Source organism: uncultured Thermus sp., assembly GCF_938010445.1.
Taxonomy (GTDB): domain Bacteria; phylum Deinococcota; class Deinococci; order Deinococcales; family Thermaceae; genus Thermus; species Thermus altitudinis.
The window spans coordinates 13,707-37,664 of the sequence record NZ_CALLUR010000178.1 but is presented as its reverse complement, the minus strand read 5'-3'; the positions used below and the strand labels follow the sequence as shown (position 1 = coordinate 37,664).

The 23,958-nt window shown below is 65.9% G+C and carries 25 protein-coding genes, 1 other RNA gene and 1 riboswitch; of the genes, 13 read left to right on the top strand and 13 right to left on the bottom strand.

The genetic code is table 11. The features are described 5' to 3' along the window. The 6 genes from ssrA to Q0693_RS10180 all read left to right on the top strand — a co-directional run. Nucleotides 1-140, top strand: a transfer-messenger RNA (tmRNA) gene (ssrA, locus tag Q0693_RS10205); the annotation flags it as partial. A 589-nt stretch (nucleotides 141-729) separates the two neighbouring features. Continuing rightward, nucleotides 730-850, top strand: a riboswitch (FMN riboswitch). Between the two features lie 2 nt (nucleotides 851-852). Continuing rightward, a complete protein-coding gene (gene ribD / locus Q0693_RS10200; RefSeq protein WP_298631508.1) occupies nucleotides 853-1,986 on the top strand; it encodes a bifunctional diaminohydroxyphosphoribosylaminopyrimidine deaminase/5-amino-6-(5-phosphoribosylamino)uracil reductase RibD in 1,134 nt (377 codons plus the stop codon). After that, complete coding sequence (locus tag Q0693_RS10195) at nucleotides 1,986-2,570, top strand: riboflavin synthase (RefSeq protein ID WP_243029505.1); 585 nt, start codon at nucleotides 1,986-1,988, stop codon at nucleotides 2,568-2,570. Before ribD ends, Q0693_RS10195 begins: the two co-directional genes overlap by 1 nt. Then, entirely contained in the window at nucleotides 2,570-3,769 is a 1,200-nt protein-coding gene (locus Q0693_RS10190) for a bifunctional 3,4-dihydroxy-2-butanone-4-phosphate synthase/GTP cyclohydrolase II (protein ID WP_243029506.1), read from the top strand. Before Q0693_RS10195 ends, Q0693_RS10190 begins: the two co-directional genes overlap by 1 nt. 28 nt (nucleotides 3,770-3,797) lie before the next feature. Next, nucleotides 3,798-5,900 (top strand): VWA domain-containing protein, encoded by a 2,103-nt coding sequence (locus Q0693_RS10185; RefSeq protein WP_298631506.1) that lies wholly within the window; start codon nucleotides 3,798-3,800, stop codon nucleotides 5,898-5,900. Between the two features lie 78 nt (nucleotides 5,901-5,978). Continuing rightward, on the top strand, nucleotides 5,979-6,320 hold the full coding sequence (locus tag Q0693_RS10180) for a hypothetical protein (RefSeq protein WP_298631503.1): 342 nt from the start codon (nucleotides 5,979-5,981) through the stop codon (nucleotides 6,318-6,320). Here the strand turns inward: Q0693_RS10180 and Q0693_RS10175 are convergent. From Q0693_RS10175 to Q0693_RS10115, 13 genes are all read right to left on the bottom strand, one after another. Continuing rightward, nucleotides 6,274-6,762: a hotdog domain-containing protein gene (locus Q0693_RS10175; protein WP_298631500.1), complete on the bottom strand. Its 489-nt coding sequence runs from the start codon at nucleotides 6,760-6,762 to the stop codon at nucleotides 6,274-6,276. The two genes, Q0693_RS10180 and Q0693_RS10175, sit on opposite strands and share 47 nt — an antisense overlap. Then, the gene (locus Q0693_RS10170; protein WP_243029457.1) at nucleotides 6,759-7,178 is read right to left on the bottom strand and encodes a cobalamin B12-binding domain-containing protein; all 420 of its coding nucleotides are present in this window, start codon (nucleotides 7,176-7,178) and stop codon (nucleotides 6,759-6,761) included. The genes Q0693_RS10175 and Q0693_RS10170 overlap by 4 nt, the downstream gene beginning before the upstream one ends. Nucleotides 7,179-7,187: 9 nt before the next feature. Then, nucleotides 7,188-8,843, bottom strand: coding sequence for a methylmalonyl-CoA mutase family protein (locus Q0693_RS10165; RefSeq protein WP_298631497.1), 1,656 nt, complete (start codon nucleotides 8,841-8,843; stop codon nucleotides 7,188-7,190). 187 nt (nucleotides 8,844-9,030) lie between these two features. After that, on the bottom strand, nucleotides 9,031-9,903 hold the full coding sequence (locus Q0693_RS10160) for a cation diffusion facilitator family transporter (protein ID WP_298631494.1): 873 nt from the start codon (nucleotides 9,901-9,903) through the stop codon (nucleotides 9,031-9,033). After that, on the bottom strand, nucleotides 9,904-11,379 hold the full coding sequence (lysS, locus tag Q0693_RS10155) for a lysine--tRNA ligase (protein ID WP_298631491.1): 1,476 nt from the start codon (nucleotides 11,377-11,379) through the stop codon (nucleotides 9,904-9,906). 2 nt (nucleotides 11,380-11,381) lie between these two features. Continuing rightward, on the bottom strand, nucleotides 11,382-11,852 hold the full coding sequence (locus tag Q0693_RS10150) for a GreA/GreB family elongation factor (protein WP_243027339.1): 471 nt from the start codon (nucleotides 11,850-11,852) through the stop codon (nucleotides 11,382-11,384). 63 nt (nucleotides 11,853-11,915) lie between these two features. Then, entirely contained in the window at nucleotides 11,916-12,278 is a 363-nt protein-coding gene (locus Q0693_RS10145) for a hypothetical protein (RefSeq protein ID WP_243029461.1), read from the bottom strand. A 4-nt stretch (nucleotides 12,279-12,282) separates the two neighbouring features. Continuing rightward, a complete protein-coding gene (locus Q0693_RS10140) occupies nucleotides 12,283-12,681 on the bottom strand; it encodes a diacylglycerol kinase (protein ID WP_243029462.1) in 399 nt (132 codons plus the stop codon). Further along, nucleotides 12,636-13,070: an rRNA maturation RNase YbeY gene (ybeY, locus tag Q0693_RS10135; protein WP_298631485.1), complete on the bottom strand. Its 435-nt coding sequence runs from the start codon at nucleotides 13,068-13,070 to the stop codon at nucleotides 12,636-12,638. Before ybeY ends, Q0693_RS10140 begins: the two co-directional genes overlap by 46 nt. After that, nucleotides 13,033-14,028, bottom strand: a complete 996-nt coding sequence (locus tag Q0693_RS10130) for a PhoH family protein (protein WP_243029464.1) — start codon at nucleotides 14,026-14,028, stop codon at nucleotides 13,033-13,035. Before Q0693_RS10130 ends, ybeY begins: the two co-directional genes overlap by 38 nt. After that, the gene (locus tag Q0693_RS10125; protein WP_298631479.1) at nucleotides 13,992-14,393 is read right to left on the bottom strand and encodes a hypothetical protein; all 402 of its coding nucleotides are present in this window, start codon (nucleotides 14,391-14,393) and stop codon (nucleotides 13,992-13,994) included. The genes Q0693_RS10130 and Q0693_RS10125 overlap by 37 nt, the downstream gene beginning before the upstream one ends. Further along, nucleotides 14,390-15,367 (bottom strand): flotillin-like protein FloA, encoded by a 978-nt coding sequence (floA, locus tag Q0693_RS10120; RefSeq protein WP_243027344.1) that lies wholly within the window; start codon nucleotides 15,365-15,367, stop codon nucleotides 14,390-14,392. The genes Q0693_RS10125 and floA overlap by 4 nt, the downstream gene beginning before the upstream one ends. A gap of 1 nt (nucleotide 15,368) precedes the next feature. Beyond that, the gene (locus tag Q0693_RS10115) at nucleotides 15,369-16,637 is read right to left on the bottom strand and encodes an NfeD family protein (protein ID WP_298631475.1); all 1,269 of its coding nucleotides are present in this window, start codon (nucleotides 16,635-16,637) and stop codon (nucleotides 15,369-15,371) included. Nucleotides 16,638-16,683: 46 nt separating this feature from the next. On the opposite strand from Q0693_RS10115, the gene aroE reads away from it, so the two are divergent. The 7 genes from aroE (at nucleotide 16,684) to Q0693_RS10080 (ending at nucleotide 23,958) form a co-directional block, all read left to right on the top strand. After that, nucleotides 16,684-17,481 carry a shikimate dehydrogenase gene (aroE, locus tag Q0693_RS10110; protein WP_298631472.1) on the top strand — a complete coding sequence of 266 codons (798 nt, stop codon included), beginning with the start codon at nucleotides 16,684-16,686 and terminating at the stop codon, nucleotides 17,479-17,481. Continuing rightward, nucleotides 17,482-18,060 (top strand): YigZ family protein, encoded by a 579-nt coding sequence (locus Q0693_RS10105; RefSeq protein WP_298631469.1) that lies wholly within the window; start codon nucleotides 17,482-17,484, stop codon nucleotides 18,058-18,060. Between the two features lie 6 nt (nucleotides 18,061-18,066). After that, the gene (gene polA, locus Q0693_RS10100; RefSeq protein WP_298631514.1) at nucleotides 18,067-20,568 is read left to right on the top strand and encodes a DNA polymerase I; all 2,502 of its coding nucleotides are present in this window, start codon (nucleotides 18,067-18,069) and stop codon (nucleotides 20,566-20,568) included. 158 nt (nucleotides 20,569-20,726) lie between these two features. Then, the gene (gene glmM, locus Q0693_RS10095) at nucleotides 20,727-22,028 is read left to right on the top strand and encodes a phosphoglucosamine mutase (protein ID WP_298631466.1); all 1,302 of its coding nucleotides are present in this window, start codon (nucleotides 20,727-20,729) and stop codon (nucleotides 22,026-22,028) included. Nucleotides 22,029-22,038: 10 nt separating this feature from the next. Next, the gene (locus Q0693_RS10090; RefSeq protein ID WP_243029470.1) at nucleotides 22,039-22,326 is read left to right on the top strand and encodes a ribosome-binding factor A; all 288 of its coding nucleotides are present in this window, start codon (nucleotides 22,039-22,041) and stop codon (nucleotides 22,324-22,326) included. After that, a complete protein-coding gene (locus Q0693_RS10085; protein ID WP_298631462.1) occupies nucleotides 22,305-22,703 on the top strand; it encodes a thioesterase family protein in 399 nt (132 codons plus the stop codon). Before Q0693_RS10090 ends, Q0693_RS10085 begins: the two co-directional genes overlap by 22 nt. A 10-nt stretch (nucleotides 22,704-22,713) precedes the next feature. After that, nucleotides 22,714-23,958, top strand: a complete 1,245-nt coding sequence (locus Q0693_RS10080) for an aspartate aminotransferase family protein (RefSeq protein ID WP_298631460.1) — start codon at nucleotides 22,714-22,716, stop codon at nucleotides 23,956-23,958.

Here is a 23,958-nt window from a genome sequence, read left to right as displayed (position 1 = left end):
CAAGGCGAAAACAAGCGGAGCTTGCCCTTGGCCGCCTGTCCGTGGGCTAAGCCAGGGGGACACCCGAAACACGGACTACGCGCGTAGAGGCCTGCCGTAGGGACTTTCGGACGGGGGTTCGACTCCCCCCACCTCCACCAAAGGGATAGGGGCCTTCACAGGCCCCTTATTTTGTTTTGGCTCTATTGTGAAGCGTCTGCGGCTGAGCCCATAAGGGAGGGGTTGGCGCGCTACCTGGCCTCGCCTTCTCCTAAGTCCGTGGGCAGAAGGACACCGGGGTCCCAGGCCGTAGGGCAGAAGCCTGGTGGGAGAGGGCATGGGGAAAGGAGCCTTGGCCTCCTCGGCCCTGGTCCTGGACCCCTCTGCCCTGTAGGCCTTCCTGAAATGCGTAGAGGAGGTCATAAGGGGGCCGACCGGGCCCTGTATCCTTCCGGTGGCCATCTTGGCCGAGGTGACCCACTGGGTGGAGCGTGGGATGGGCTATGGGGCCCGGAGGGCTTTTCTCCAGGCAGGACCTACCCAGCGTGCGGATGCAGGTACCCCGGTACCAGGACCTCCCTTTGGGTTTCTCCGAGGCCGCCATAGGGGTGGCAGGTTTGTCCTTGGAAGTTCCGGTTTCTCCCCCGGGGTGCCCGCTTTCGGGTATCGGCCCGGGCCGAGGGTCTGAGGGTAGGGCATCCCAACTTGTGACCTTCCTGGTGGTTGTAAAGTGGGGTTGGTGCCTGCGGGCACCTCCTTCGGGGCGGGGTGGAAGTCCCCACCGGCGGTGAAAGCCCGCGAAGCCCCTTTGGGGCCCGACCCGGTGGAATTCCGGGGCCGACGGTGAAAGTCCGGATGGGAGAAGGAGGGTCTTTGCGAGAGCTGGACGAGCGTTTTCTCCGTAGGGCGTTGCAGCTGGCCGAACGGGCTCGAGGCCACACCCACCCCAACCCCTTGGTGGGGGCGGTGCTGGTGCGGGATGGGCGGATCGTGGGGGAGGGGTACCATCCCAAGGCCGGGGAGCCCCATGCGGAGGTCTTTGCCCTAAAGGAGGCGGGGCCCTTGGCCCGGGGGGCTACCGCCTATGTTTCCTTGGAGCCCTGCGACCACCATGGCCGCACTCCTCCTTGCTCCCTAGCCCTTTTGCAGGCGGGGGTGGCCCGGGTGGTGGTGGCGGTCCAGGACCCCAACCCCTTGGCCCAAGGGGGTTTAGAGCGCCTTCGGGCGGGGGGGGTGGAGGTGGAGGCGGGGCTTCTGGAGGCCGAGGCCCGGGAACAGAACGAGGTCTTCTTCCACCGGCAAAGAAAGGGCCGGCCCTTTGTGCTCCTTAAGGCGGCCCTTACCCTGGACGGCAGGGTGGCGGCCTTGAGCGGGGATGCCCGCTATGTTTCCTCGGAGGAAAGCCGGCGCGTGGCCCAGGCCTACCGCCAGTGGCTTCCCGTGGTGATGGTGGGGGTGGGAACGGTCTTGCAGGACGATCCCTGGCTCACCGTGCGGGAGCCCGACTTCCGCCCCTTCCCCCTCATGCTGGAGCCCCCGCCCCTTAGGGACCCGGTGAAGGTGGTCCTGGACACAGAAGGCCGCACCCCTCCTACCGCTCGCATCTTCCACAAGGGGCCCCGGGAGGAGCCTGCCCAGGTGTACGTGTTGGTGGGCAGAGGCGCTCCCAAGGAGCGGCTTAGGGTCCTCGAGGGGGTGGGTGCCAGGGTGGTGGAGCTTCCCCGGGAAGGGGAAAGGGTGAGCCTGGAAGCGGCCTTGGCCTTCCTGCTGGAGGAGGGCCTGGACGGGGTCTTGTTGGAAGGCGGTCCCAGGCTGGCCGGAGCCTTTTGGCAAAGGGGCTTGGTGGATAAGCTGGTCCTTTTCCTGGCGCCCAAGGTCTTGGGAGAGGGGAAGGGGTTTTTGGAGGGGTTTGCCGTGGAGCGCATGGCCGAGGCCAAAGGGCTCAGGCTGGTGCGTAGGGAATGGCTGGGAGAGGATCTTTGGCTGGAGGCCTATCCGGAGGGATGATGTTCACGGGACTGGTGGAGGAAACGGGCGAGATTGTAGGGGTGGAGGAAGGACCCTTCCTCAGGGTGCGGATTGCCGCCCAAGAGGTGCTTTCCGACCTCAAGGTGGGGGATTCCGTGGCCGTGGACGGGGTCTGCCTCACCGCGGTGGCGGTGGATGGGGAGGGGTTTTGGGTGGAGTTGGCCCAGGAGACCCGGCGCCGCACCGCCCCCACCTGGCGGGTGGGGCACCGGCCCAACCTGGAAAGGGCCCTTAGGGTGGGGGACCGGCTTGGGGGGCATTTCGTCACCGGGCATGTGGATGGGGTGGCGGAGGTGGTGGCCATCCGGGAGACCCCAGGGGCCCGGGACTACTACTTCCGCACGCCGCGGGAACTGGCCCGCTACATCGCCGAAAAGGGGAGCGTGGCCCTAAACGGGGTTTCCCTCACGGTGGCGGGGCTGGAGGGGGATGCCTTCTTCGTGACCCTGATCCCCCACACCCTAAGGGTCACCAACCTGGGAAGCCTGAGGGTGGGGGATGGGGTGAACCTGGAGGTGGACCTCATCGCCCGTTACCTGGAACGATTGATGAAGGGGGAATGATGGAGGGTTTGGCCAGCGTTAGGGAACTCCTGGAGGAACTCCGCCAAGGCCGCCCGGTGATCCTGGTGGACGACGAGGACCGGGAAAACGAGGGCGACCTCATCATGGCGGCGGAACACGTGACCCCGGAGTGGGTGAACTTTATGCTCAAGGAGTGCCGGGGCCTGCTTTGCGTGGCCCTCACCGAGGAGCGGGCCCAGGCCTTGGACCTGCCCCTCATGGTGGAGAGGAACCAGGATCCCCAGGGCACCCGCTTCACCGTGAGCGTGGATGCTCGAGGAACCAGCACGGGGATTTCCGCCTTTGAGCGGGCGGCCACCCTTAGGCTTCTGGCTGACCCCGGGGCCACTGCCCAAGACTTCCGGCGTCCGGGGCACATCTTTCCCCTAGTGGCGAGGCCCGGCGGGGTCCTGAGGCGGGCCGGGCACACGGAGGCCACGGTGGACCTCCTGCGCCTGGCGGGGCTTACCCCTGTGGGAAGCCTCATTGAGATTCTCAAGGAGGATGGCAGCATGGCCCGCCTGCCGGACCTGCTACGCTTCGCCAAGCGGCATGGACTAAAGGTGGGCACCATCGCCGACCTCATCCGCTATCGCCTGGAGAAGGGGGATCTCTACGTGAGGCGGGAGGCGGAGGCCCTTTTGCCCACCCGGTTTGGCGAGTTCCGCATCCTGGGCTACCGGGATAGCCTCACCGGGGAGGAGCACGCTGCCCTGGTCATGGGAAGCTGGGAGCCTGAGGAGCCCATCCTGGTGCGCATGCACTCCGAGTGCCTCACCGGGGATGCCCTGCACTCCTTAAGGTGTGATTGTGGTTTCCAGCGGGACCTGGCCCTGGAGCGGATTGCCCAGGAGGGGAAGGGGGTTTTGGTCTACCTGAGGCAGGAGGGGCGGGGAATCGGCCTCATCAACAAGATCCGGGCCTACCACCTGCAGGACCAAGGGCTGGACACGGTGGAGGCCAATCTGGCCTTGGGATTTCCTCCGGATCTACGGGACTACGGGGTGGGGGCCCAGATCCTCTACGACCTGGGGGTGCGCAAGATGCGCCTTCTCACCAATAACCCCCGCAAGGTAAAGGCCCTTTCCGGCTTCGGCATAGAGATCGTGGAGCGCCTTCCCTTGCGGGCCGGGGACAATCCCCACAACGAGCGGTACCTCCAGGCCAAAAAGGAGAAGCTCGGGCACTGGATGGACTGAGGGGTTCCCCCAGCCCTAGCATGAGGCTATGCTCCGGCTAGGGGTTCTCGTGCTTCTCCTCTTGGCCTTCCTGGGCCCCGCATGGCCCCTACCGGGGCGGGTGGTGTACCTCTTGGACTTTTCCCCTTCCGCTCGGGATAGCGTTTTTGCCCTAGCGGAACGTTTGCCTAGGGATGGGATCTACCTGGCCTTTGCCGAGCGGGTGGCCCGGCTACCCTCACCCACCGCCCGTAGGCTGGACCTTGGGGAAGGGACGGACCTGGGGGCGGCTTTTAGGGAGGCGCTAGCCCTTAGGCCTGACCGGGTGGTGCTGGTCTCCGATGGGCTCTTTGCCCCCATACCGGCGCCTTTCCCCCTGGATGCGGTGTACGTGCCCCCCAAGCCCCATGTGGCGGTGAGGCTTTTGCCCCCGCCTTACCCGCTTTATGGGGAGACGGTGGGGGTGGGGGTGGTCCTCGAGGCCCCCGTGCCCGTGGAGGCCCGGCTTAGGGTGGAGGGTCCTGGGGGGTCCGTGGAAAAGAGTCTCCGGGTGGAGGGTCGCAAAACCCTGGCCTACACCTTCTCCCTTACGGAGAAGGCCCAGGTGCGGGCGGTGGTGGAGGGCGCCTGGGGCAGGAGCGAGGCCCAGGTAAGCCTGGAACCTGCCGACCGCGGCCAGGCCCTGGTGCTGGGGGATCCGGCCTTGGCCCGTTACCTGGAGGCCCAGGGTTTCCAGGTGGAGGAGGGCCCCTTCCGCCTGCCCTTGGAGGCCGACCTGGTGGTGGTGGGCCTGGGGGTCCTGGACCTTCCCCCAGGAGCCCCCGAGGCCCTAAGGGAGTATCTGCGCCGGGGGGGAGGGCTTCTTTTCACCGCCACCCCCAAGGGCCTTTTCTTCGGTGGCTGGGACCGGGTCTTGCCGGAAGACCTTCCCTTAAAGCCCCTGGGCCGTAAGGGGGCGGCCTTGGTCCTGGTCCTGGATGTTTCCGGAAGCATGGAGGGGGAGAAGCTTTCCCTGGCGGTGGCCGGGGCCTTGGAACTGGTGCGGTCGGCGGCGCCGGAGGATTACCTGGGCGTGGTCCTCTTTTCCTCCACCCACCGGGTGCTGTTCCCTCCGCGACCCATGACCGAGCAGGGCAAAAAGGAGGCGGAAAGCCTTCTCCTCTCCGTGCGGGCTGGGGGTGGGACGGTCCTAGGCCCTGCCTTCCGGGAGGCGGTCAGGCTGCTTCAGGATGTGCCCGTGGAGCGCAAGGGGGTTTTGGTGCTGAGCGACGGTCTCATCTCCGATTCCCAGGACCCCATCCTGTCCCTGGCGGAGGCCTCGGGCCTCGAGGTGAGCACCATGGCCTTAGGTCCTGACGCCGACCGGGCCTTCTTGGAGAAGCTGGCCCAGCGGGGTGGGGGGCGGTACTACCAGGCGGCCACCGCCCAGGAACTTCCCCGGCTTTTCCTGAGGGAGGGGCAGGAGGTGTTCCAAGGCGAGCGCCTGGAGGGCCGTTTCCCCGTGCAAACCAGGCCCCATCCCTTAACCCAAGGGCTTTCCCCACCCCCCCTTTCCGTTCTCCTGCCGGCCCGGGCCGAGCCCTGGGCGGAGGTGCTTGTGGAGAGCGAGGGGCGGGCGGTTTTGGCCATGGGGGAGCGGGGGGAAGGGCGGGTGGCCGCCTTGGCCACCGACCTTTCCCGGTCCTGGCGGGGTTGGGAAGGGGCTGCCCCCTTTTTTGGGGGGCTAGCCCGCTACCTCATGGGAAGCCAAAAGGCCCTGGCCCTCTATACCTACCCTGAGGGGCACCAGGTGCGTGTCGTGGTCCTGGGCCGTTTAGAGAACCCCCTTTTCCTTAGCGGCGGAAGGGAGGTGCCCTTGGTGCCCACGGGTCCGGAGCGGTACGAGGTGCTGGCTGGGGAACCGGGGGTGCTCTTAGACGGGAAGCGCCGCCTTCCCCTAACCCTACCCCTTCCCGGGGAGTGGACCCCCAGGGATGGGGAAGGGATTCTCAGGGCCCTGGCCGAGACCTCTGGGGGAAGGCTTCTGGCCCTCGAGGATTTGGGAAGGGTGCCGCTTTCCTCCTTGCCCCTTCGCCCCTACCTCATCGCCTTAGCCCTGGCCCTCTTCCTCCTGGAACGTTTTCGGGAGGCGCGATGGGGTGCGCCCAAGTGAGGGCCCTCGAGCCAGGGATTCGGCCCTCTTGTGCCGAGATCACGCCCTAGGCTTTGGGGGCGACCCTATCCTAAGGCCATGCACTGGGATGACGAGTGGGAGAGGTGGTTCCTGCAGCAGGCCCAAAGGAGGCGCCAGGAGGAGAAGCCCTTGCACGACCGCATCAACCAGCTGGAGGCGGCCCTTTACGATGCCCAGCAAACCCTTCGCCATCTCCAGGCGGAAAAGCAGGAGTGTTATGAGCGCACCCAAGCGGTGGCCATAGGCAAGGTGTTTCCCGGCCCCGAGCTTTTGGCCTTGAAAAAGACGCTGGAAGAGGCTTGGCTGGAGCTGGTGTTGGTGGCCTCGCCAAAGGCCGAGGCGCTTTCGGAACTCATCCGTGTTTTGGAGCGCTATTTTCCAGACCAAAACCCTCGGTGATCTGCACCAACACCGCTTCCCCCCGCACGGTGAGCACGCCTTCCGCGTAAAGCTCGGTTTCCACCACCACCTTTTTCCCCTTCACCTCCTTGGCCCGGCCCACCAGGAGGAGTTCCGGGCCCAGGGGGGTGGGCTTTAGGTAGTCCACCTTGAGGCTGGCGGTGACGAAGCGGAGGGGATGGCGTTCCAGGTCCAGGCCCTCGGCCTGGGCCTTAGCCGCGGCGGCGGTGGCGGTGGAGTGGCAGTCCACCAAGGAGGCCAGAAGCCCCCCATACACGTACCCAGGGATGGCGGTATGGTGGGGGCTTGGGGTGAAGCGGGTTTCGCTCTGGGCCTTTTGGGGGTGCCAGTGGGTTTTGATGTGGAGGCCCATGGGGTTCAGGTAGCCACACCCATAGCAGTGGGCCCATCCCGGTGGATAGTAAAGCTGGATGGCCTTCATGCTAAGCCCTGGGCCTGCCAGCGCTCCGGCACCGCCCGCCTTAGGAAGTCCACGATCTCCTGGGTGCTGGTCCCGGGGCCAAACACCGCCGCCACCCCTAGCTCCTTCAGCCTGGGTACGTCCTCATCGGGGATGATCCCTCCCCCGAAGAGGAGGATGTCCGAGGCTCCCCGCTCGTCCAAAAGCCTTTTAACCTCCCGGAAGTAGTGCATGTGGGCCCCCGAGAGGATGGATAGCCCAATGGCGTCCACGTCCTCCTGGATGGCCGCCGAGACGATCATCTCGGGGGTTTGCCGTAGGCCGGTGTAAATGACCTCCATGCCGGCATCCCTTAAGGCCCGGGCCACCACCTTGGCCCCACGGTCGTGGCCATCCAGCCCGGGCTTGGCGATGAGCACCCGTATGCGCCGGTCCATAACCCCATCCTAAACGTAGGCGGGCTCCTGGTAGGTGCCGTACACCTCCCGCAAGACGTCCATCATCTCCCCCAGGGTGCAGTAGGCCAAGGCGCACTCCACGAAGTGGGGCATGGTGTTCTGCCCTTCCGCCGCAGCCCGGCGCAGGCCAGCCAGGGCCTCTTCCACCCGCTTTTGGTCCCGCTCCCGGCGCACCCGGGCCAGGCGCTCCGCCTGGACCCGTTCCACCTCGGGGTCCACCAGCTGGATGGGAACCTTCAGGGGAATCTCGTCGGTGAAGGCGTTCACCCCTACGATGATCCTCTCTTTGCGCTCCACCTCCTGCTGGTAGCGGTAGCTGGCCTCGGCCAGCTCCCGGAGGAAGTAGCCCTCCTCAATGGCCCGCACCACCCCTCCCATGCGGCGGATCTCCTGGATGATGGCCATGGCCTGGCGCTCCATCTCGTCGGTGAGCCACTCCACGTAATAGCTCCCCGCCAAGGGGTCAATGGTGTGGGTGACCCCGCTTTCGTAGGCGATGATCTGCTGGGTTCTCAGGGCGATGGTAGCGGATTCCTCCGTGGGCAGGGCCAGGGCCTCGTCGTAGGCGTCGGTGTGGAGGCTGTTGGTGCCCCCAAGGACGGCGGCCAGGGCCTGGATGGCCACCCGGGCGATGTTGTTGAGGGGTTGCTGGGCGGTGAGGGAGACCCCAGCGGTCTGGGCGTGGGTGCGCAGGGCCCAGCTTTGCGGGTTCTTGGCCCCATAGCGGTGGCGCATCTCCTTGGCCCAGATGCGCCTTGCGGCGCGGAACTTGGCGATTTCCTCAAAGAAGTCGTTGTGGACATCAAAGAAGAAGCTGATCCTGGGAGCGAACTCGTCGATGTCCAGGCCCCGCTTAAGGGCGGCTTCCACATACTCAAACCCGTCGGCCAGGGTCCAGGCCAGCTCCTGCACCGCCGTGGAGCCCGCCTCCCGGATGTGGTAACCGGATACGGAGATGAAGTTCCACTTGGGGACGTTCTTAGGCCCCCACTCAAAGGTGTCGATGACCAGCTTCACGCTGGGCTCTGGGGGGAAGATGAACTCCTTTTGGGCGATGAACTCCTTCAGAATATCGTTTTGGATGGTGCCCCCAAGCTTTTTCCAGTCGTAGCCCTTTTTCTTGGCCACCGCCAGATACATGGCCCAGATGGCGTTGGCGGGGCTATTGATGGTCATGGAGGTGGTGACCTCCTCGAGGTTGATCCCCTCAAAGAGGATCTCCATATCCGCCAGGCTGGATACCGCCACCCCGCACTTGCCCACCTCTCCCTTGGAGAGGGGGTGGTCGGAGTCGTAGCCCATGAGGGTGGGCAGGTCAAAGGCCACGCTGAGGCCGGTTTGGCCCGCCTTTAGAAGTTTCTTGAAGCGCTCGTTGGTCTGCTCGGCGGTGCCGAAGCCGGCGAACATGCGCATGGTCCAGAGCTTGGACCGGTACATGGAGCCGTAGACCCCCCGGGTGTAGGGGTACTCCCCGGGGTAGCCCCGCTTCTCCCCGTACTCGGGGTCCAGGACCCCGATGTCCTCGGGGGTGTAAAGGGGCTCTGGGGCGATGTCCGAAAGGGTGCGGTGGGCCACGGGCCTTTCGGGCATCTTCTCCAGGCTCTTCTGGTACGTCTCCCTGAGCCAGTCGTGCTTCTTGCGCATGGGCCCTCCCTTGGGCCATATTCTACGCTTTTGTGCGCCCAAGGAAAAGAGCGTAATGCCATCCCTGCCGCCGGCGCGCCCGGCCCCGGGCCAGGGGTTAGGGCTCCAGCCCCGCCTTTCCCAGGGGGCCAGGGTAGGGGGGAACGCCCTGCGAGAGGTCTTCCCTGGGCCTTGGGCCGCAGCTTCCTCACCCCGGGCGTTTACGCTCGCTTTCGGGTTCCACGTGGATGGTGACGGCAAGCCCGGGGAAACTCCTCTCCAGAACCCTTTCCAGCTCATCGCAGAGCCGGTGGGCTTCTTCCACCGTCATGGACCCCGGCACCACCAGGTGGAACTCCAAAAAGGCCCGGTTTCCCGCCTTGCGGGTCTTTAGGTCGTGGACCTCCAGGGCCCTTTCTCGCAAGGCCTTGCCAATGGTTTCCCGGATCCGCCCCACCTCTTCTGGGGGGAGGCCCTCGTCCATAAGCCCCCCCACGGACTGGCGCACCAGGCGGAAGCCCATGAGGAGGATGTTCCCCGCCACCAATAGGGCCAGGAGGGGGTCCAGCACCCATAGCCCCGTGGCCCAGGCCAGGCCCACGCCGGCCAGCACCCCCACGGAGGTCAGGACATCGGAAAGCACATGGTACCCATCGGCGGTGAGGGCCGGGGAGCGGAGGAGCCTTCCCTGGCGGATGAGGTGCCAGGCCAGGAGCCCATTGAGGAGGGAGGCCACGAGGCTGACCAGTAGACCAGGCCCCAGGCCCTGGAGGGGCTTGGGCTCCAGGAGGCGGGGGATGGACTCCTTGGCGATGAGGAGGGCAGCCAGCACCACCAAGACCCCCTCCAGCACCGCGGAGAAGTACTCGGCCTTGGTGTGGCCAAAGGGGTGGGTTTCGTCGGGGGGCCTCTGGGCGAAGCGAATGGCGAAGAGGGCCAGAAGCGCGGCCGCCACGTTCACCGTGGACTCGAGGGCATCGGAAAGAAGGGCCACCGAGCCGGTGAGCAGGTAGGCCACCCCCTTAAGCCCTAAGACCAGGAGGGCCACCAGGAAGCTGAGGCGGGCGGCCCTTTCCGCCACCTAGACTTCTTCCTCCACCAGCTCCCGCTTGGGCTTGAGGAGGGGGAAGAGGAGGACATCCCTTAGGGAGGGCTGGTCGGTGAGGATCATGGCCAGGCGGTCCAGGCCCAAGCCCAGCCCCGCGGCCGGGGGCATGCCGTATTCCAGGGCCAGGAGAAAGTCCTCGTCGGGCTCGGGGGCCTCCTCGTCGCCTTCACGTCTGCGCCTGGCCTGTTCCAGGAAGCGCTCCCTCTGGTCCAGGGGGTCGTTGAGCTCGGAGTAGGCGGGGGCCAGCTCCATCCCGGCCGCATAGAGGTCCCAGCGCTCGGTAAGGCCGGGCTTTTCCCGGTGCCGCTTGGCCAGGGGGCTGATGGCCAAAGGGAAGTCAAAGACGAAGGTGGGGTTCTGGAGCTCAGGCTCCACGTAGATGCCGAAAAGCTTGTCCAGGAGCTTGTAGCTGGGGACATGGGCCAGTTCCGGGTGGTGGGCATCGGCGAAAATCCTTAGCCTTTCCAGGTCCAAGGGGTCAAAGGGAAGGCCCGCCTTCTCCTTCAGGGCTTCCACAAAGGAGATGCGCCTAAAGGGTGGGGTGAAGTCCAGAGTCCGGCCCTGGTAGGGGACCCGGTAGGAGCCAAAGAGGTGGAGGACCAGGCCGGAAAGCAGTTCCTCCACCAGCTTGGCCATGTCCTGGTAGTCGGCGTAGGCCCAGTAGGCCTCCAGCATGGTGAACTCGGGGTTGTGGTTGTGGTCTATGCCCTCGTTGCGGAAGTTCCGCCCGATCTCAAAAACCTTTTCAAAGCCCCCCACCAAAAGGCGCTTCAGGTAGAGTTCCAAGGAGATCCTCAGGTAGAACTCGTGGTCCAGGGCCTTGTGGTAGGTTTTGAAGGGCCTGGCCTCCGCCCCGCCGGTGGTGGGCTGGAGGATGGGGGTTTCCACCTCCAAAAACCCCCGCTCCTCAAAGAAGCGGCGAATGTAGCGCACCATGGCCGTGCGCCGTTGGAAAATCTCCCGGACCTCGGGGTTGACGATCAGGTCCAGGTAGCGCTGCCGGTAGCGCACCTCCTTGTCCTTGATCCCGTGCCACTTGTCGGGGAGGGGGTGGAGGCTTTTCACCAAAGGGGTCCAGGAGAGGACCTTTACCGTAACCTCAGCGGTCTTGGTGGTGAAGACCGTGCCCCTGACCCCAAGGATGTCCCCCACATCCAGCTTTTTGAGAAGCCCATACTGGGGGGTCAGATCCTTCTGAAAGTAAAGCTGAATCCTGCCGCTTCCGTCCAGGAGGTGGGCAAAGGTGACCTTGCCCATGCGCCTAAGGGCCACGATGCGCCCGGCCAGGGCCACCTCTTCGGGCCACTCGCTTTCCGGGGGGGCCCCCTCCTTGGCGGATAGGATCTCCTTGGCGCTGTGGGTTTTGGGATACCGGTAGGGGTAGGGTTGAAAACCCGCCTCCACCAGGGCTTCCAGGTTGAGTAGGCGTTGCCGTGTCTGCTCGTTCATGTTCAGCCGCGCACCGAGACCACCCGGAACTCCTTCTTGCCCTTAGGGGTTTCCAGGCTGAGCACATCCCCCTCCCTGTGGCCCAGGAGGGCTTTGCCCATGGGGGAGGCATCGGAGATCTTCATGGGGGTCTCCAGGACGCTGGCCTCGGCGGGGGAGACCACCTGCACCTCCAGGCGTTCCCCGGTGACCGGGTCCTCCAGCTCCACCACCGAGCCCAGGCCGATCACCTCGGTGGTGGCCCCTTCTATGATCACCGCCCGGGAGAGGATGTCCTCGAGGCTGTCGATCCGAGCCTCAATGCGGGCCTTTTCCTGCTTGGCCGCTTCCAGCCCCGAGTCGTCGTAGTCGTCGGAGGACTCCATGAGCTCCTGCAGGATGCGGGTGGCCTCTTGCAGGCGCTCCCGTTCCTGCAGAAGTTGCTGCATGAGCCGCTCGTAACCGGCCTTGGTTAGCTTTACCTCGCGCGCCATAGCTCACCTCGTAAGTCATGAAGGTCGGCCAAAGCCGACCTCCTTGGCCCAAGGGCCTCCTTCTCAGGTGAGTATACCGCGAAGGAGGATTTCCCTCAAACGCTCGGGCTCCGCATGGCTGGCGCAGGTGGCGGTGTCCAGGCACAGGACCAGGTAGCGGAGGTGGGTTTCCCTTCCGCCCACCGGGTGGCGGAAGAAGCCCAAGGCGCTTCCCGAAAGGTGGCGGCGGCAGGCCTCGCACACCTGGGGGCTTCCCAGGCTTCCGGGCAAGGGGTCCAGGGTCAGGCGGAGCTCCGGCGGCCCCTTTTCCTGGATGATCACCCGCCCTTCTTCGTCGCGATAATAAAGAATCTCCCCAATGGGGAGAAGTTCGGGGGGAGTGCCTGGAAAAATCTCCAGGATCATCTCCCTTTCCTCATGGTCCATAGGACTAGCTTAGCCCAAAACGTCCCAGGAGGGGAGGCAGAAAGAGATAGAGGCCCAGGAGGAGGGCGAAGAAGCTGGCCAAAAGCACCGCTGCTGCCGCGGTGTCCTTGGCCCGTTTGACCAGGGGGTGGAACACCGGGCTTACCAGGTCGGCCAGGGCCTCCAGGGCGGTGTTCAGGAGTTCCAGGGACAGCACCAGGGCGCTGATGAGGAGGACCGGCACCGGGTTGACCCCCAGCCAGAGGGTCAGGCCCAGGGCTAGGAGGGCCAGGTAGACCTCGAGGCGGAAGTTGCGCTGCACCCGCCAGGCGTACAGGATGCCCTCCCAAGCGTAGCCCAAGGAGCGCCAAACGCCCTTTAGAGGCTGAGGATCCTCTCTTGGACGCGGCGGAACCCTTCCCAATCCTCCTCCTTCTGGTGGTCGTGGCCCAGAAGGTGCCATAGCCCATGGGCGGCCAGGGTGAGCACCTCCTCCTCCAGGGGAACCCCTCTTTCCTCCGCCTGCCTTTTGGCGGTGTCCAGGCTGATCCAGATATCCCCCAGGTGCGGGGGCACAAAGGGGTCCCCAGGCTCATAGTGGGGAAAGGAAAGGACGTCCGTGGCCTCATCCTCTCCCCACCACTCCCGTTTCAGGGTTCTGATCCTGCGATCCCCGGTAAGGATGACCGTGACCGCCTTTTCCTCCACGCCCAGTTCCTCCATCAGGGTGGAAAGGGCCCGGCGGAGCCTGGGGATGAGGCCTTTGGGGGGCCTTTTATTGGCTACGATCCCCACCGCGTTCGGCTTCCTCATAGGCCTTGATGATGCGGGCCACCAGGGGGTGGCGCACCACGTCGGACTCCTTGAAGTAGATGAAGGCGATGCCCTCAATGCCCTTCAAGATGCGGGTGGCCTCCACCAGGCCCGACCGTTGGTGCTTGGGCAGGTCGATCTGGGTGATGTCCCCGGTGATGACCATCTTGGAGGAGAAGCCCATGCGGGTCAGGAACATCTTCATCTGCTCCGGGGTGGTGTTTTGCGCCTCATCCAGGATGATGAAGGCGTCGTTGAGGGTCCGGCCCCGCATGAAGGCCAAGGGGGCCACCTCGATGATCCCAGACTGGAGGTACTGCTCAAAGCGCTCGGCGTCGATCATGTCAAAGAGGGCGTCGTAGAGGGGGCGGAGGTAGGGATCCACCTTGGCCTGGATGTCCCCGGGCAGGAAACCCAGCTTTTCCCCGGCCTCCACCGCTGGCCGGGTGAGGATGATGCGCTTGACCCTTTTGGCCCGGAGGTGGCTCACCGCCATGGCCACCGCCAAGTAAGTCTTGCCGGTGCCCGCAGGCCCGATGCCGAAGGTGATGTCGTGGGTGGCGATGGCCTCCACGTACCGCCGCTGCCCCGGGGTTTTGGGCCGGAGGCGGCCGGGTAGCGCCAGCTCGGTTTCCGGGGTGGTGGCCTGGTAGAGGCCTTCCCCCTGCAGGGCCAGGGCCACCGCCTGTTCCAGGGTGGGAGGATCCAGCTCCGCCCCTTGCCTTAGGAGGGCCAGCAGGTCGCGCACCGCCCGCTCCGCCACCTCCAAGGCCTCCTGTTCCCCTTCCAGCTCCACCTGGTTGCCCCGCATGACGAGCTTTAGCCGGTCGCCAAAGGTTTCCCGGAAGAGGGCCCGGAGCTTTTTAAGGTTGCGGTCCGCCTGGCCCAAGAAGGCCAGGGTTTCCTCGGGCTTTAGGGGGATTACCAACCTTTGGGCTTCTTCAGGATTTCGTGCCATATCACCCCTTTCAGGATGCTCTCACCATCGGTGGCCACCAGCCTCTTTTTGGGCGCTTTCTTGCGGGGTTCTTCCGGGGAGAGGGTTTCGCGGAAGCTGACCTCCAGGGGCGTGCGTTCCGGGCTGGGGTAGCGCTCCAAGGAGGCGGCCTCGGTGGGCAAAGAGGCGGGGGGAGGGGTAGGCCGGGGTTTGGGTTTGGGCCGGGCTTTGGGCTTGGGGCGGGGTAGGGGTTCCGGCTGGGGCAGGTCCTCCGGGAAGCCTGGAGGGGTGGGGGGAGGCTGGCCCCGGCGGCTTAGGCCCTGAAGGGCCGGGATGACGATAAAGAAGAGGAGGAAAAGGAGACCCAGAAGGTCGTCTAAACTCATTCCTCACCCTCGGGCTTGGCCGCCCGGCTGATGGACTCCCGCATGTCGGTGTCGGCCTCAATGTTCTTCAGGCGGTAATAGTCCATGACCCCAAGCCTTCCCGCGCGCAAAGCCTCGGCCAGGGCCAAGGGCACCTGGGCCTGGGCCTCCACCAGCTTGGCCCGCATGGCCTCCACCAGGGCCCGGTTCTCCTGCTCCGCGGCCACGGCCATGGCCCGGCGCTCCTCCGCCTTGGCCTGGGCGATCTTCTTGTCGGCTTCCGCCTGGTCTATTTGCAGCTGGGCCCCGATGTTCTTGCCCACGTCCACGTCGGCGATGTCCACGGAGAGGATTTCAAAGGCGGTGCCGGCATCCAGGCCCTTTTCCAGCACGGTCTTGCTGATGCGGTCCGGGTTCTCCAACACCTCCTTGTGGGAGTTGGCGCTACCGATGGTGGTCACGATGCCTTCCCCCACCCGGGCGATGATGGTCTCCTCCCCGGCCCCACCCACCAGGCGGTCAATGTTGGCCCGCACCGTGACCCGGGCGGTGGCCAATAGCTGGATGCCGTCCTTGGCCACGGCGGCCACCATGGGGGTCTGGATCACCTTGGGGTTCACGGAAACCCGCACCGCCTCCAAGACATCCCGCCCCGCCAGGTCTATGGCCGCGGCTCGGTCAAAGGTGAGCTTGATCCCCGCCTTGTCGGCGGCGATCAGGGCATCCACCACCCGGTCCACGTTGCCCCCGGCCAGGTAGTGGGCCTCGAGGCGGTCCAGGCGCACGTCCAGCCCCGCCTTGGTGGCCTTGATGAGGGGGTAGATGATCTTGGCGGGGGGAACCCGCCTCAGGCGCATGGCCACCAGGGTGATGAGGGGCACCCGGACCCCTGCCGCCCAGGCGGAGATCCAGAGGCCTACGGGGATGAAGCTAAAGAACAAGAAGACCAGAACAAGGACGATAAAAGCCAGAAAAAGCACACCCAATCCTTCCATATCACTCCTCCCAGGCTTCCACCACCACCGTGGGCCCCCTGACCTCCACCACCCTTAAGGTGGTGCCCTTGGGCAGGAAACCCCGGTTGGCTACCACGTCTATGCGCCTGTTGCCGAAGCGGGCCACGCCCCCGGGCCTCAGGTCCGTGAGGGCCACGCCGATGGCCCCCACTTCCACCTCATCCCCGGTGGCGTGTTCGGAGATGGCGCTTTCCAGCACCAAGGCCCGTGCGGGGCGGGTTCGGGGCAGGAAGCGGAAGACCAGAAGAAGGCCCAGGCCCAAGGCGATCACCGCGATGGCGATCACCATCAGGGCGTTTTCCCCGAAGGTAAAGTAGACCGAGGCCAGGATGGAGCCAACCCCCAAGGCTCCGGCGATGCCAAAGCCTGGAAAGAGAAAGGCCTCGGCCAGCAGGAGGGCCACCCCCAGGAAAAACAAGATGAGCTCAAAGGCCCCGGAGAGCCCCGCCAGCCATCCCCCGGCGAAGTAGAGGGCCAGGAAGGCCAGCCCCAGGGCCCCCGCCACTCCGAACCCCGGGGTGAAGAGCTCCAGGAGAAGGAGCAAAAGCCCAAGGGCCAAAAGGAGCCCGGCCACGGTGGAGCTGGTGAGGAAGCGGGCCACCTGTACCCTGGGGCCCGGCTGCAGCCTTTCCGTTTCCAGGGTGTAACCGGCCTGGCGCAGGGCCTCGGAGAGGCTCCCCGCCTTGAAGTCCGCCACCTTCAGCTCCACCGCCTTGTCCGCGGAGAGGGTGAGGGGTTCCCCTTTGGCGGAGAGGCCCGGGATTTCCAGGTTGGGGTCCACCATGGCCTCCGCTAGCTCCGCAGGCCTACCCCTGGCCTCGGCTACCGCGCGGAACTTACCCTTGAGGGCGGAGATGATCTTCTGGTCCGCCGCCTGGGGCTCCTGAAGGGGCAAGGCCACCACCGGCAGGGCCGCCCCGATCTCCGAGCCCGGGAGCATGACCACCTGGCGGCAGGAAAGGGCCACCAGGGCCCCGGCGGAAAAGGCGTTCTGCACCACGGCCAGGGTGGGGAGGGGGGTTTGCAGGATGCGGTCGGAGATGCGGATGGCCGCATCCACCCGGCCCCCAGGGGTGTCAATGAGGAAGGCCACCCCACCTGCCCCTTCCCGTTCGGCCCGGGTCAGGGCCTGGTCCACGAAGACGGCCAAGGCGGGATCGATCTCCCCCTGGATGGGGATGAGGTAGGTCTTCCCTAGGGCTAGGGAGAGGAGGAAGCCAAGGGCCAAAAGCCTTTTCACCGCCCTCATTCTATACGGCCTTGGGGGAAAAGTGTGGTGGGGTATCCTGAGGTTCATGCTGCGCCTGGCGGTGTTGGGCTACCCTATTGCCCATTCCCTGTCCCCGGCCATGCATGGGCATGCCTTGGCCTCCTTAGGCCTAAAGGGGAGGTATGAGGCCTGGGAGACGCCCCTCGAGGCCCTGGAGGAGCGTCTTAGGGTGGTGCGCCGGGAGTATCGGGGAGTGAACCTCACCATTCCCCTCAAGGAGGCGGCCTTGCCCCTTCTGGACTGGGTGTCCCCGGAGGCTAGGGCCATAGGGGCGGTGAACACGGTGCTTTCCGTGGAGGGAAGGCTTCTGGGCTTCAACACCGACGCCCCAGGCTTTCTGGAAGCCCTGAAGGCCGGGGGGATTCCCCTGGTGGGCCCGGCCTTGGTCCTGGGGGCCGGGGGGGCAGGGCGGGCGGTGGCCTGGGCCTTGCGGGAGGCGGGCCTTAGGGTTTGGATCTGGAACCGCACCTGGGAAAAGGCCCAGGCCTTGGCGGAGGAGTTGGGCCTCGAGGCTGTCCCCCTGGAGAAGGCCCCGGAGGCCCGGCTCCTCGTGAACGCCACCAGCGTGGGGCTTAAGGACCCAGGGGCCACCCCCTTACCGGCCGCGCTTTTCCCCAAGGAAGGGGCGGCGGTGGACCTGGTCTACCGCCCCCTCTGGACCCGGTTTCTAAGGGAGGCCCAGGAGAGGGGCCTTCGGGTGCAGACGGGGCTTCCCATGCTGGCCTGGCAAGGGGCCTTGGCTTTCCGCATCTGGACGGGGTTCCTCCCCGACCCCCGGGGAATGGAGGAGGCCGCCCGCCGGGCCTTGGAGGAAGCGGCGTAGATGGCCTACACCCTGGCGGACAAGGTGGTCCATGAGGAGACGGTCCAGAAGAGCCGCTTCATCGCCAAGGCGGCCCCGGTGGCCTCGGAAGAGGAGGCCTTGGCCTTTTTGGCGGCGAACCGCGAGCCCCAGGCCACTCATAACGGCTTTGCCTACAAACTGGGCCACCTCTACCGTTTCTCCGACGACGGCGAGCCCACAGGCACCGCGGGCAAACCCATCCTTCACGCCATTGAGGCCCAGGGGCTGGACGGGGTGGTGGTCCTGGTGGTGCGCTACTTTGGGGGCATCAAGCTGGGGGCCGGGGGGTTGGTGCGGGCCTATGGGGGTGTGGCCGCCGAGGCCTTGCGGCGAGCCCCTAAGGTGCCCCTCGTGGCGTGGGCGGAGGTGCGCTTTTGGGTGCCTTTCTCCGAGGTGGGCCGGGTGCACGGGCTCTTACGCTCCCGCTCCCTTGCGGTGACGGAGGAATACCGGCCGGAAGGGGTGCGCTTTTGCGTGCGGCTTCCTGCCGGGGAAAAGGAGGAGGTTTTGCGGGAGGTGAGGAACCTCACCCGGGGGCAGGTCCGGGCAGAGGACTAGGGTAGCATAAGGGCGATGCTGCCCCTTTTTGAGCCCAAGGGCCGGGTCCTTTTGGTGGATGGCCACCACCTGGCCTACCGCACCTTCTTCGCCCTCAAGGGCCTCACCACCAGCCGCGGCGAGCCGGTGCAGGCGGTGTACGGCTTTGCCAAAAGCCTCTTGAAGGCCCTCAAGGAGGATGGGGATGTGGTGATGGTGGTTTTTGACGCCAAGGCCCCCTCCTTCCGCCACCAGGCCTACGAGGCCTACAAGGCGGGGCGGGCCCCTACGCCAGAGGATTTCCCCCGGCAGCTTGCCCTCATCAAGGAGCTGGTGGACCTTCTGGGGCTGGTACGCCTCGAGGTCCCAGGCTTTGAGGCCGACGACGTCTTGGCCACCTTGGCCAAAAGGGCGGAACGGGAAGGCTACCAGGTGCGCATCCTCACCGCCGACCGGGACCTCTACCAGCTCCTATCGGACCGGATCGCCATCCTGCACCCGGAAGGGTACCTCATCACCCCCGAGTGGCTTTGGGAAAAGTATGGCCTGAAGCCCTCCCAATGGGTGGACTACCGGGCCCTGGCCGGGGACCCTTCCGACAACATCCCCGGGGTCAAGGGGATCGGGGAGAAGACGGCGGCCAAGCTGGTCCGGGAATGGGGGAGCCTGGAAAACCTTTTGCGGAACCTGGACCAGGTGAAGCCCGCCCACCTTCGCGAGAAGATCCAGGCCCATCTGGAGGACCTGCAGCTTTCCTTGGAGCTTTCCCGGGTGCGCACGGACCTGCCCTTGGAGGTGGACTTTGCCCAGCGCCGGGAGCCGGACCGGGAGGCCCTCAAAGCCTTTTTGGAAAGGCTTGAGTTTGGCAGCCTCCTCCATGAGTTTGGCCTTTTGCAAAGCCCCATAGCGGCGGAGGAAGCCCCTTGGCCACCTCCCGAAGGGGCTTTCGTGGGGTTTGTCCTCTCCAGGCCTGAGCCCATGTGGGCCGAACTCAGGGCCCTGGCGGCGGCCTTGGAGGGGCGGGTGTACCGGGCGGAAAACCCGTTGGCCGCCCTGGGGGAGCTTGGGGAGGCCCGGGGCCTACTGGCCAAGGACCTGGCGGTGGTGGCTTTAAGGGAAGGGATCCCCCTGGTGCCTGGGGATGACCCCATGCTCCTCGCCTACCTTCTGGATCCCGCCAACACCACCCCCGAGGGGGTGGCCCGGCGCTACGGGGGGGAGTGGACGGAGGAGGCGGGGGAAAGGGCCCTTCTTGGCGAAAGGCTCCATGCCGCCCTCCGGGAGCGGCTTGGGGGGGAGGAGCGGCTACTTTGGCTTTACCAGGAGGTGGAGAAACCCCTATCCCGGGTCCTGGCCCACATGGAGGCCACGGGGGTGCGGCTGGATGAGGCCTATCTGAGGGCCCTTTCCCTGGAGGTGGAGGCGGAGCTTAAGCGGCTGGAGGAGGAGGTCCATCGCCTGGCGGGGCACCCCTTTAACCTGAACTCCCGGGACCAGCTGGAAAGGGTCCTCTTTGACGAGCTGGGGCTTCCCCCCATCGGCAAGACGGAGAAGACGGGAAAGCGCTCCACCAGTGCCGCGGTCCTCGAGGCCCTGCGGCATGTCCACCCCATCGTGGAGCACATCCTCCAGTACCGGGAGCTGGCCAAGCTGAAGGGCACCTACATTGACCCCCTCCCCGGCCTGGTCCACCCCAAGACGGGCCGGCTCCACACCCGCTTCAACCAGACGGCCACCGCCACCGGGCGCTTGAGCAGTTCCGACCCCAACCTGCAAAACATCCCCGTGCGCACCCCTTTGGGCCAGCGGATCCGCCGCGCCTTCATCGCGGAGGAGGGGTGGACCCTGGTGGCCTTGGACTATAGCCAGATAGAGCTCCGGGTTTTGGCCCATCTTTCCGGGGACGAGAACCTGATCCGGGTCTTCCAGGAGGGGCAGGATATCCACACCCAAACCGCCAGCTGGATGTTTGGGGTGCCTCCCGAGGCCGTGGACCCCCTGATGCGCCGGGCGGCCAAGACCATCAACTTCGGCGTGCTCTACGGGATGTCCGCCCACCGGCTTTCGGGGGAGCTTTCCATCCCCTACGAAGAGGCGGTGGCCTTCATAGAGCGCTACTTCCACAGCTACCCCAAGGTGCGGGCTTGGATTGAGAGGACCCTACAGGAGGGGCGGGAGCGGGGCTATGTGGAAACCCTTTTTGGCCGTAGGCGTTACGTGCCCGACCTTACCTCCCGGGTCAAGAGCATCCGGGAGGCCGCGGAGCGCATGGCCTTCAACATGCCGGTGCAGGGGACGGCGGCGGATCTCATGAAGCTGGCCATGGTGAGGCTCTTCCCCAGGCTGGAGGCCCTGGGGGCCCGGATGCTTCTTCAGGTGCATGACGAGCTGGTGCTCGAGGCCCCCAAGGACCGGGCGGAGGAGGTGGCCCAAGAGGCCAAGGGGATCATGGAGGGGGTGTGGCCCTTGGCGGTGCCCCTGGAGGTGGAGGTGGGCATCGGGGAGGACTGGCTTTCCGCCAAGGCCTAGGGGCGGTAGGCCTCCTCCGGGGTGGGCTCCATCTCCGGGCAGGGAAGGCGGATGCGGGACCCTACTGGAGGCGCAGGCGGGCCTCGAGGACCCGGAGCCCCCGGGCCGAGGCCGTGCCCCTCGGGTGACCTGGGGGGCCTTGGGGTATAGTCTTCCCCATGAGGCGCTACTTTGGCACCGACGGGGTGCGGGGGGAGGCGGGCAAGCCCCCCCTGACCCCCGGGTTCGTCCTCAGGCTTGGCCAGGCGGCGGGGGCCTACTTCCGCCAAGTGGACCCTAGGCCGGTGGTCCTTCTGGCCAAGGACACCCGGGAGTCCAGCGACCTCCTGGAGGCCGCCTTGGCGGCGGGGCTCATGAGCCAGGGGGTCCGGGTGGAGCACCTGGGGGTGCTACCCACCCCCGGGCTTGCCTACCTGACCCGGCACCTTAAGGCCAGCGCCGGGGCCATGATCTCCGCCAGCCACAACCCCTACCAGGACAACGGCATCAAGTTTTTTGGGCCCGAGGGGGAGAAACTTCCCGATCCGGTGGAGGAAGAGATAGAAGCCCTCCTGGAGGAGGACCATCCCACCCGGGGTATCGGCACCGTGGGGGATTTCCGGGAAGCGGAGAGGATGTATCTGGACTTCCTCCTCTCCCACGCCCCCGACCTTTCGGGCCTCAAGGTGGGCCTGGACCTGGCCCACGGGGCCACCTACCGCCTGGGTCCGAAGCTTTTCCAACGGGCGGGGGCCGAGGTGATGGCCTTCTTCAACACCCCCGATGGGCGCAACATCAACAAGGGGTGTGGCGCCACGGATCCCAAGGCCCTTTCCCGCTTCGTGGTGGAGCTGGGTCTGGACCTGGGCATCGCCTGGGATGGGGATGGGGACCGGGTGCAGTTCCTGGACCGCAAGGGCCGGCTTTTCCACGGGGACCACATCCTCTACCTCGCGGCCTTGGCCTATGGGGAAAAGGGGGTGGTGGGTACGGTGATGAGCAACATGGGCCTCGAGGTGGCCCTGAGGGAAAAGGGCCTTAGCTTCCACCGGGCGGCGGTGGGGGACCGGTACGTCCTGGAGGTGATGAAGGAAAAAGGGCTTTACCTGGGCGGGGAACCCTCGGGCCACGTGATCTTTCTCCGGCACCACACCACGGGGGATGGTCTTCTCACCGCCCTCCTCACCCTCAAGGCCCTGCGGGCTTTGGGAGGGGATCTTGCCGAATGGTACGAGGCCTTGCCCATGTACCCCCAGGTGCTTTTGAACGTCCGGGTCTCGGACAAGAAGAAGGTCATGGACCATCCGAGGCTCCAGGAGGCGGTGCGGGAGGCCGAGGAAAGGCTTGAGGGCTTCGGCCGGGTGAACGTACGCCCTTCGGGCACCGAGCCCGTGGTGCGGGTGATGGTGGAGGCCAAGGAGGGGGCCGAGGAGGTGGCCCGGGAGCTCGCGGATCTGGTTTCCCGCTTGGACCGGGAGTAAGCTTTAGGTGGTGAGTTACGGAAGGGCCCACCTCGAGGAGCGCCTTAAGCGGGCGCTGGCCGAGGCCATCCATGGCCTGGAAGACCCCCGGCTCTTTCTCCTCACCGTGGAAGCGGTGCGCCTTTCCCCCGACGGCAGAGTCCTTACGGTGTACGTGGAAGCTTTCCGTGACGAGGAAAGGGCCTTGGCGGCCTTGGGCCACGCCGAGAGAAGGCTCCTTTCCGCCATCGCCCGGCGGGTGCGCCTGCGCCACCTGCCTCGCCTGGAGTTTGTGCCGTGGAGAGCGAGACCCGCATAAAGGTGCGGTATGCGGAGACCGACCAGATGGGGGTGGTCCACCACTCCGTGTATGCGGTGTACTTGGAGGCGGCCCGGGTGGAGTTTCTGGAGAAGGCGGGCCTGCCCTACCACCAGGTGGAGGCCAGGGGGGTGTTTTTCCCCGTGGTGGAGCTGGGTCTAACCTTTCGCGCCCCCGCCCGCTTTGGGGAGGAGGTTTTGGTGCGAACCCGCCTGGCCCAGCTTTCCCGGCGGGACCTCCTTTTCCGCTACCGGGTGGAACGGGGCGGGGCCCTTCTGGCCGAAGGCTTTACCCGGCATCTGTGCCAGGTGGGGGAGAAGGCTGGCCGCATTCCGGAGGACATCTACCAAGCCTTGAGTGTGCTACACTTAGGATAGCATTGTGGGCATGAGCCACGACCCCTTCACGCTTTTTGAGCGCCACATCAACCCTGGACTGGCAGGCCTCCTCCGCTTCACCGGTCTGGACCGGATAGAGTCCCATGCGGAAGGCCCCTACGTCTGGGATACCACGGGTAAGCGCTACCTGGACTTCTTGGGCCTCTACGGCACCTTGAACCTGGGCCACCGCCATCCCCGGGTGGTGGCGGCGGTTAGGGCCCAACTGGAGCGCATGCCCATGTCGGTGCGGGTTTTGGTGTCCGAGCCCACGGCCAGGCTGGCGGCCAAACTGGCGGAGATCACGCCCGAGGGCTTGGAGATGGTCTTTTTCGGCAACTCGGGGGCGGAGGCGGTGGAGGCGGCCTTCAAGCTGGCCCGGGCCTACACGGGGAAGCCGGGCATCGTCACCACCGAGGGGGGGTTTCACGGCAAGACCATGGGGGCCCTTTCCCTCACCCCCAGGCCCCAGTACCAAGACCCCGCCAAGCCCCTGCTCCCCGGGGTCAAGGTGGTGCCCTATGGGGACCTGGAGGCCTTGGAGGCGGCCATAGACGGGGAGACGGCCGCGGTGATCGTGGAGCCCATCCAGGGAGAGGGGGGCATCCGGGTGCCCCCCGAAGGGTACCTCAAGGGGGTGCGGGAGCTAACCCGGAAAAAGGGCGTTCTCATGATCGCCGACGAGGTGCAGACCGGCCTTGGGCGCACGGGGAGGCTTTTTGGGGTGGACTGGGAGGAGGTGGCCCCCGACCTCATGACCCTGGCCAAGGCCTTGGGGGGCGGGGTGATGCCCATCGGGGCCTGCGTGGGTAGGAGGGAGGTCTTTGAGATCTTCCGGCAAAACCCCCTCTTCCACTCCTCCACCTTTGGTGGCAACCCCTTGGCGGCGGCGGCGGCCTTGGCGGCCATTGAGGTGACCCTGGAGGAGAACCTGCCGCAAAGGGCCTTGGAGATGGGAAGGTACCTGATGGAGGGCCTCCAGGCCCTTAAGGCCCAGTACCCTCACCTCATAGAGGAGGTCCGGGGCCGGGGCCTGATGCTGGGGGTGGAGTTTACCGATGCGGACATCGGTGCCCTGGTGGTGGCGGAGCTGGCGGAGAGGGGGGTGATCACCGCCTTTGGCCTCAATAACCCCAAGGTGGTGCGCCTCGAGCCCCCCCTGATCATCGGCAAGGAGCATGTGGACGAGGCCCTTTCGGCCTTCTCGGAGAGCCTGGAGGCCACGGAGAAGGCCCTGGAGGACCTCCTGGGATAG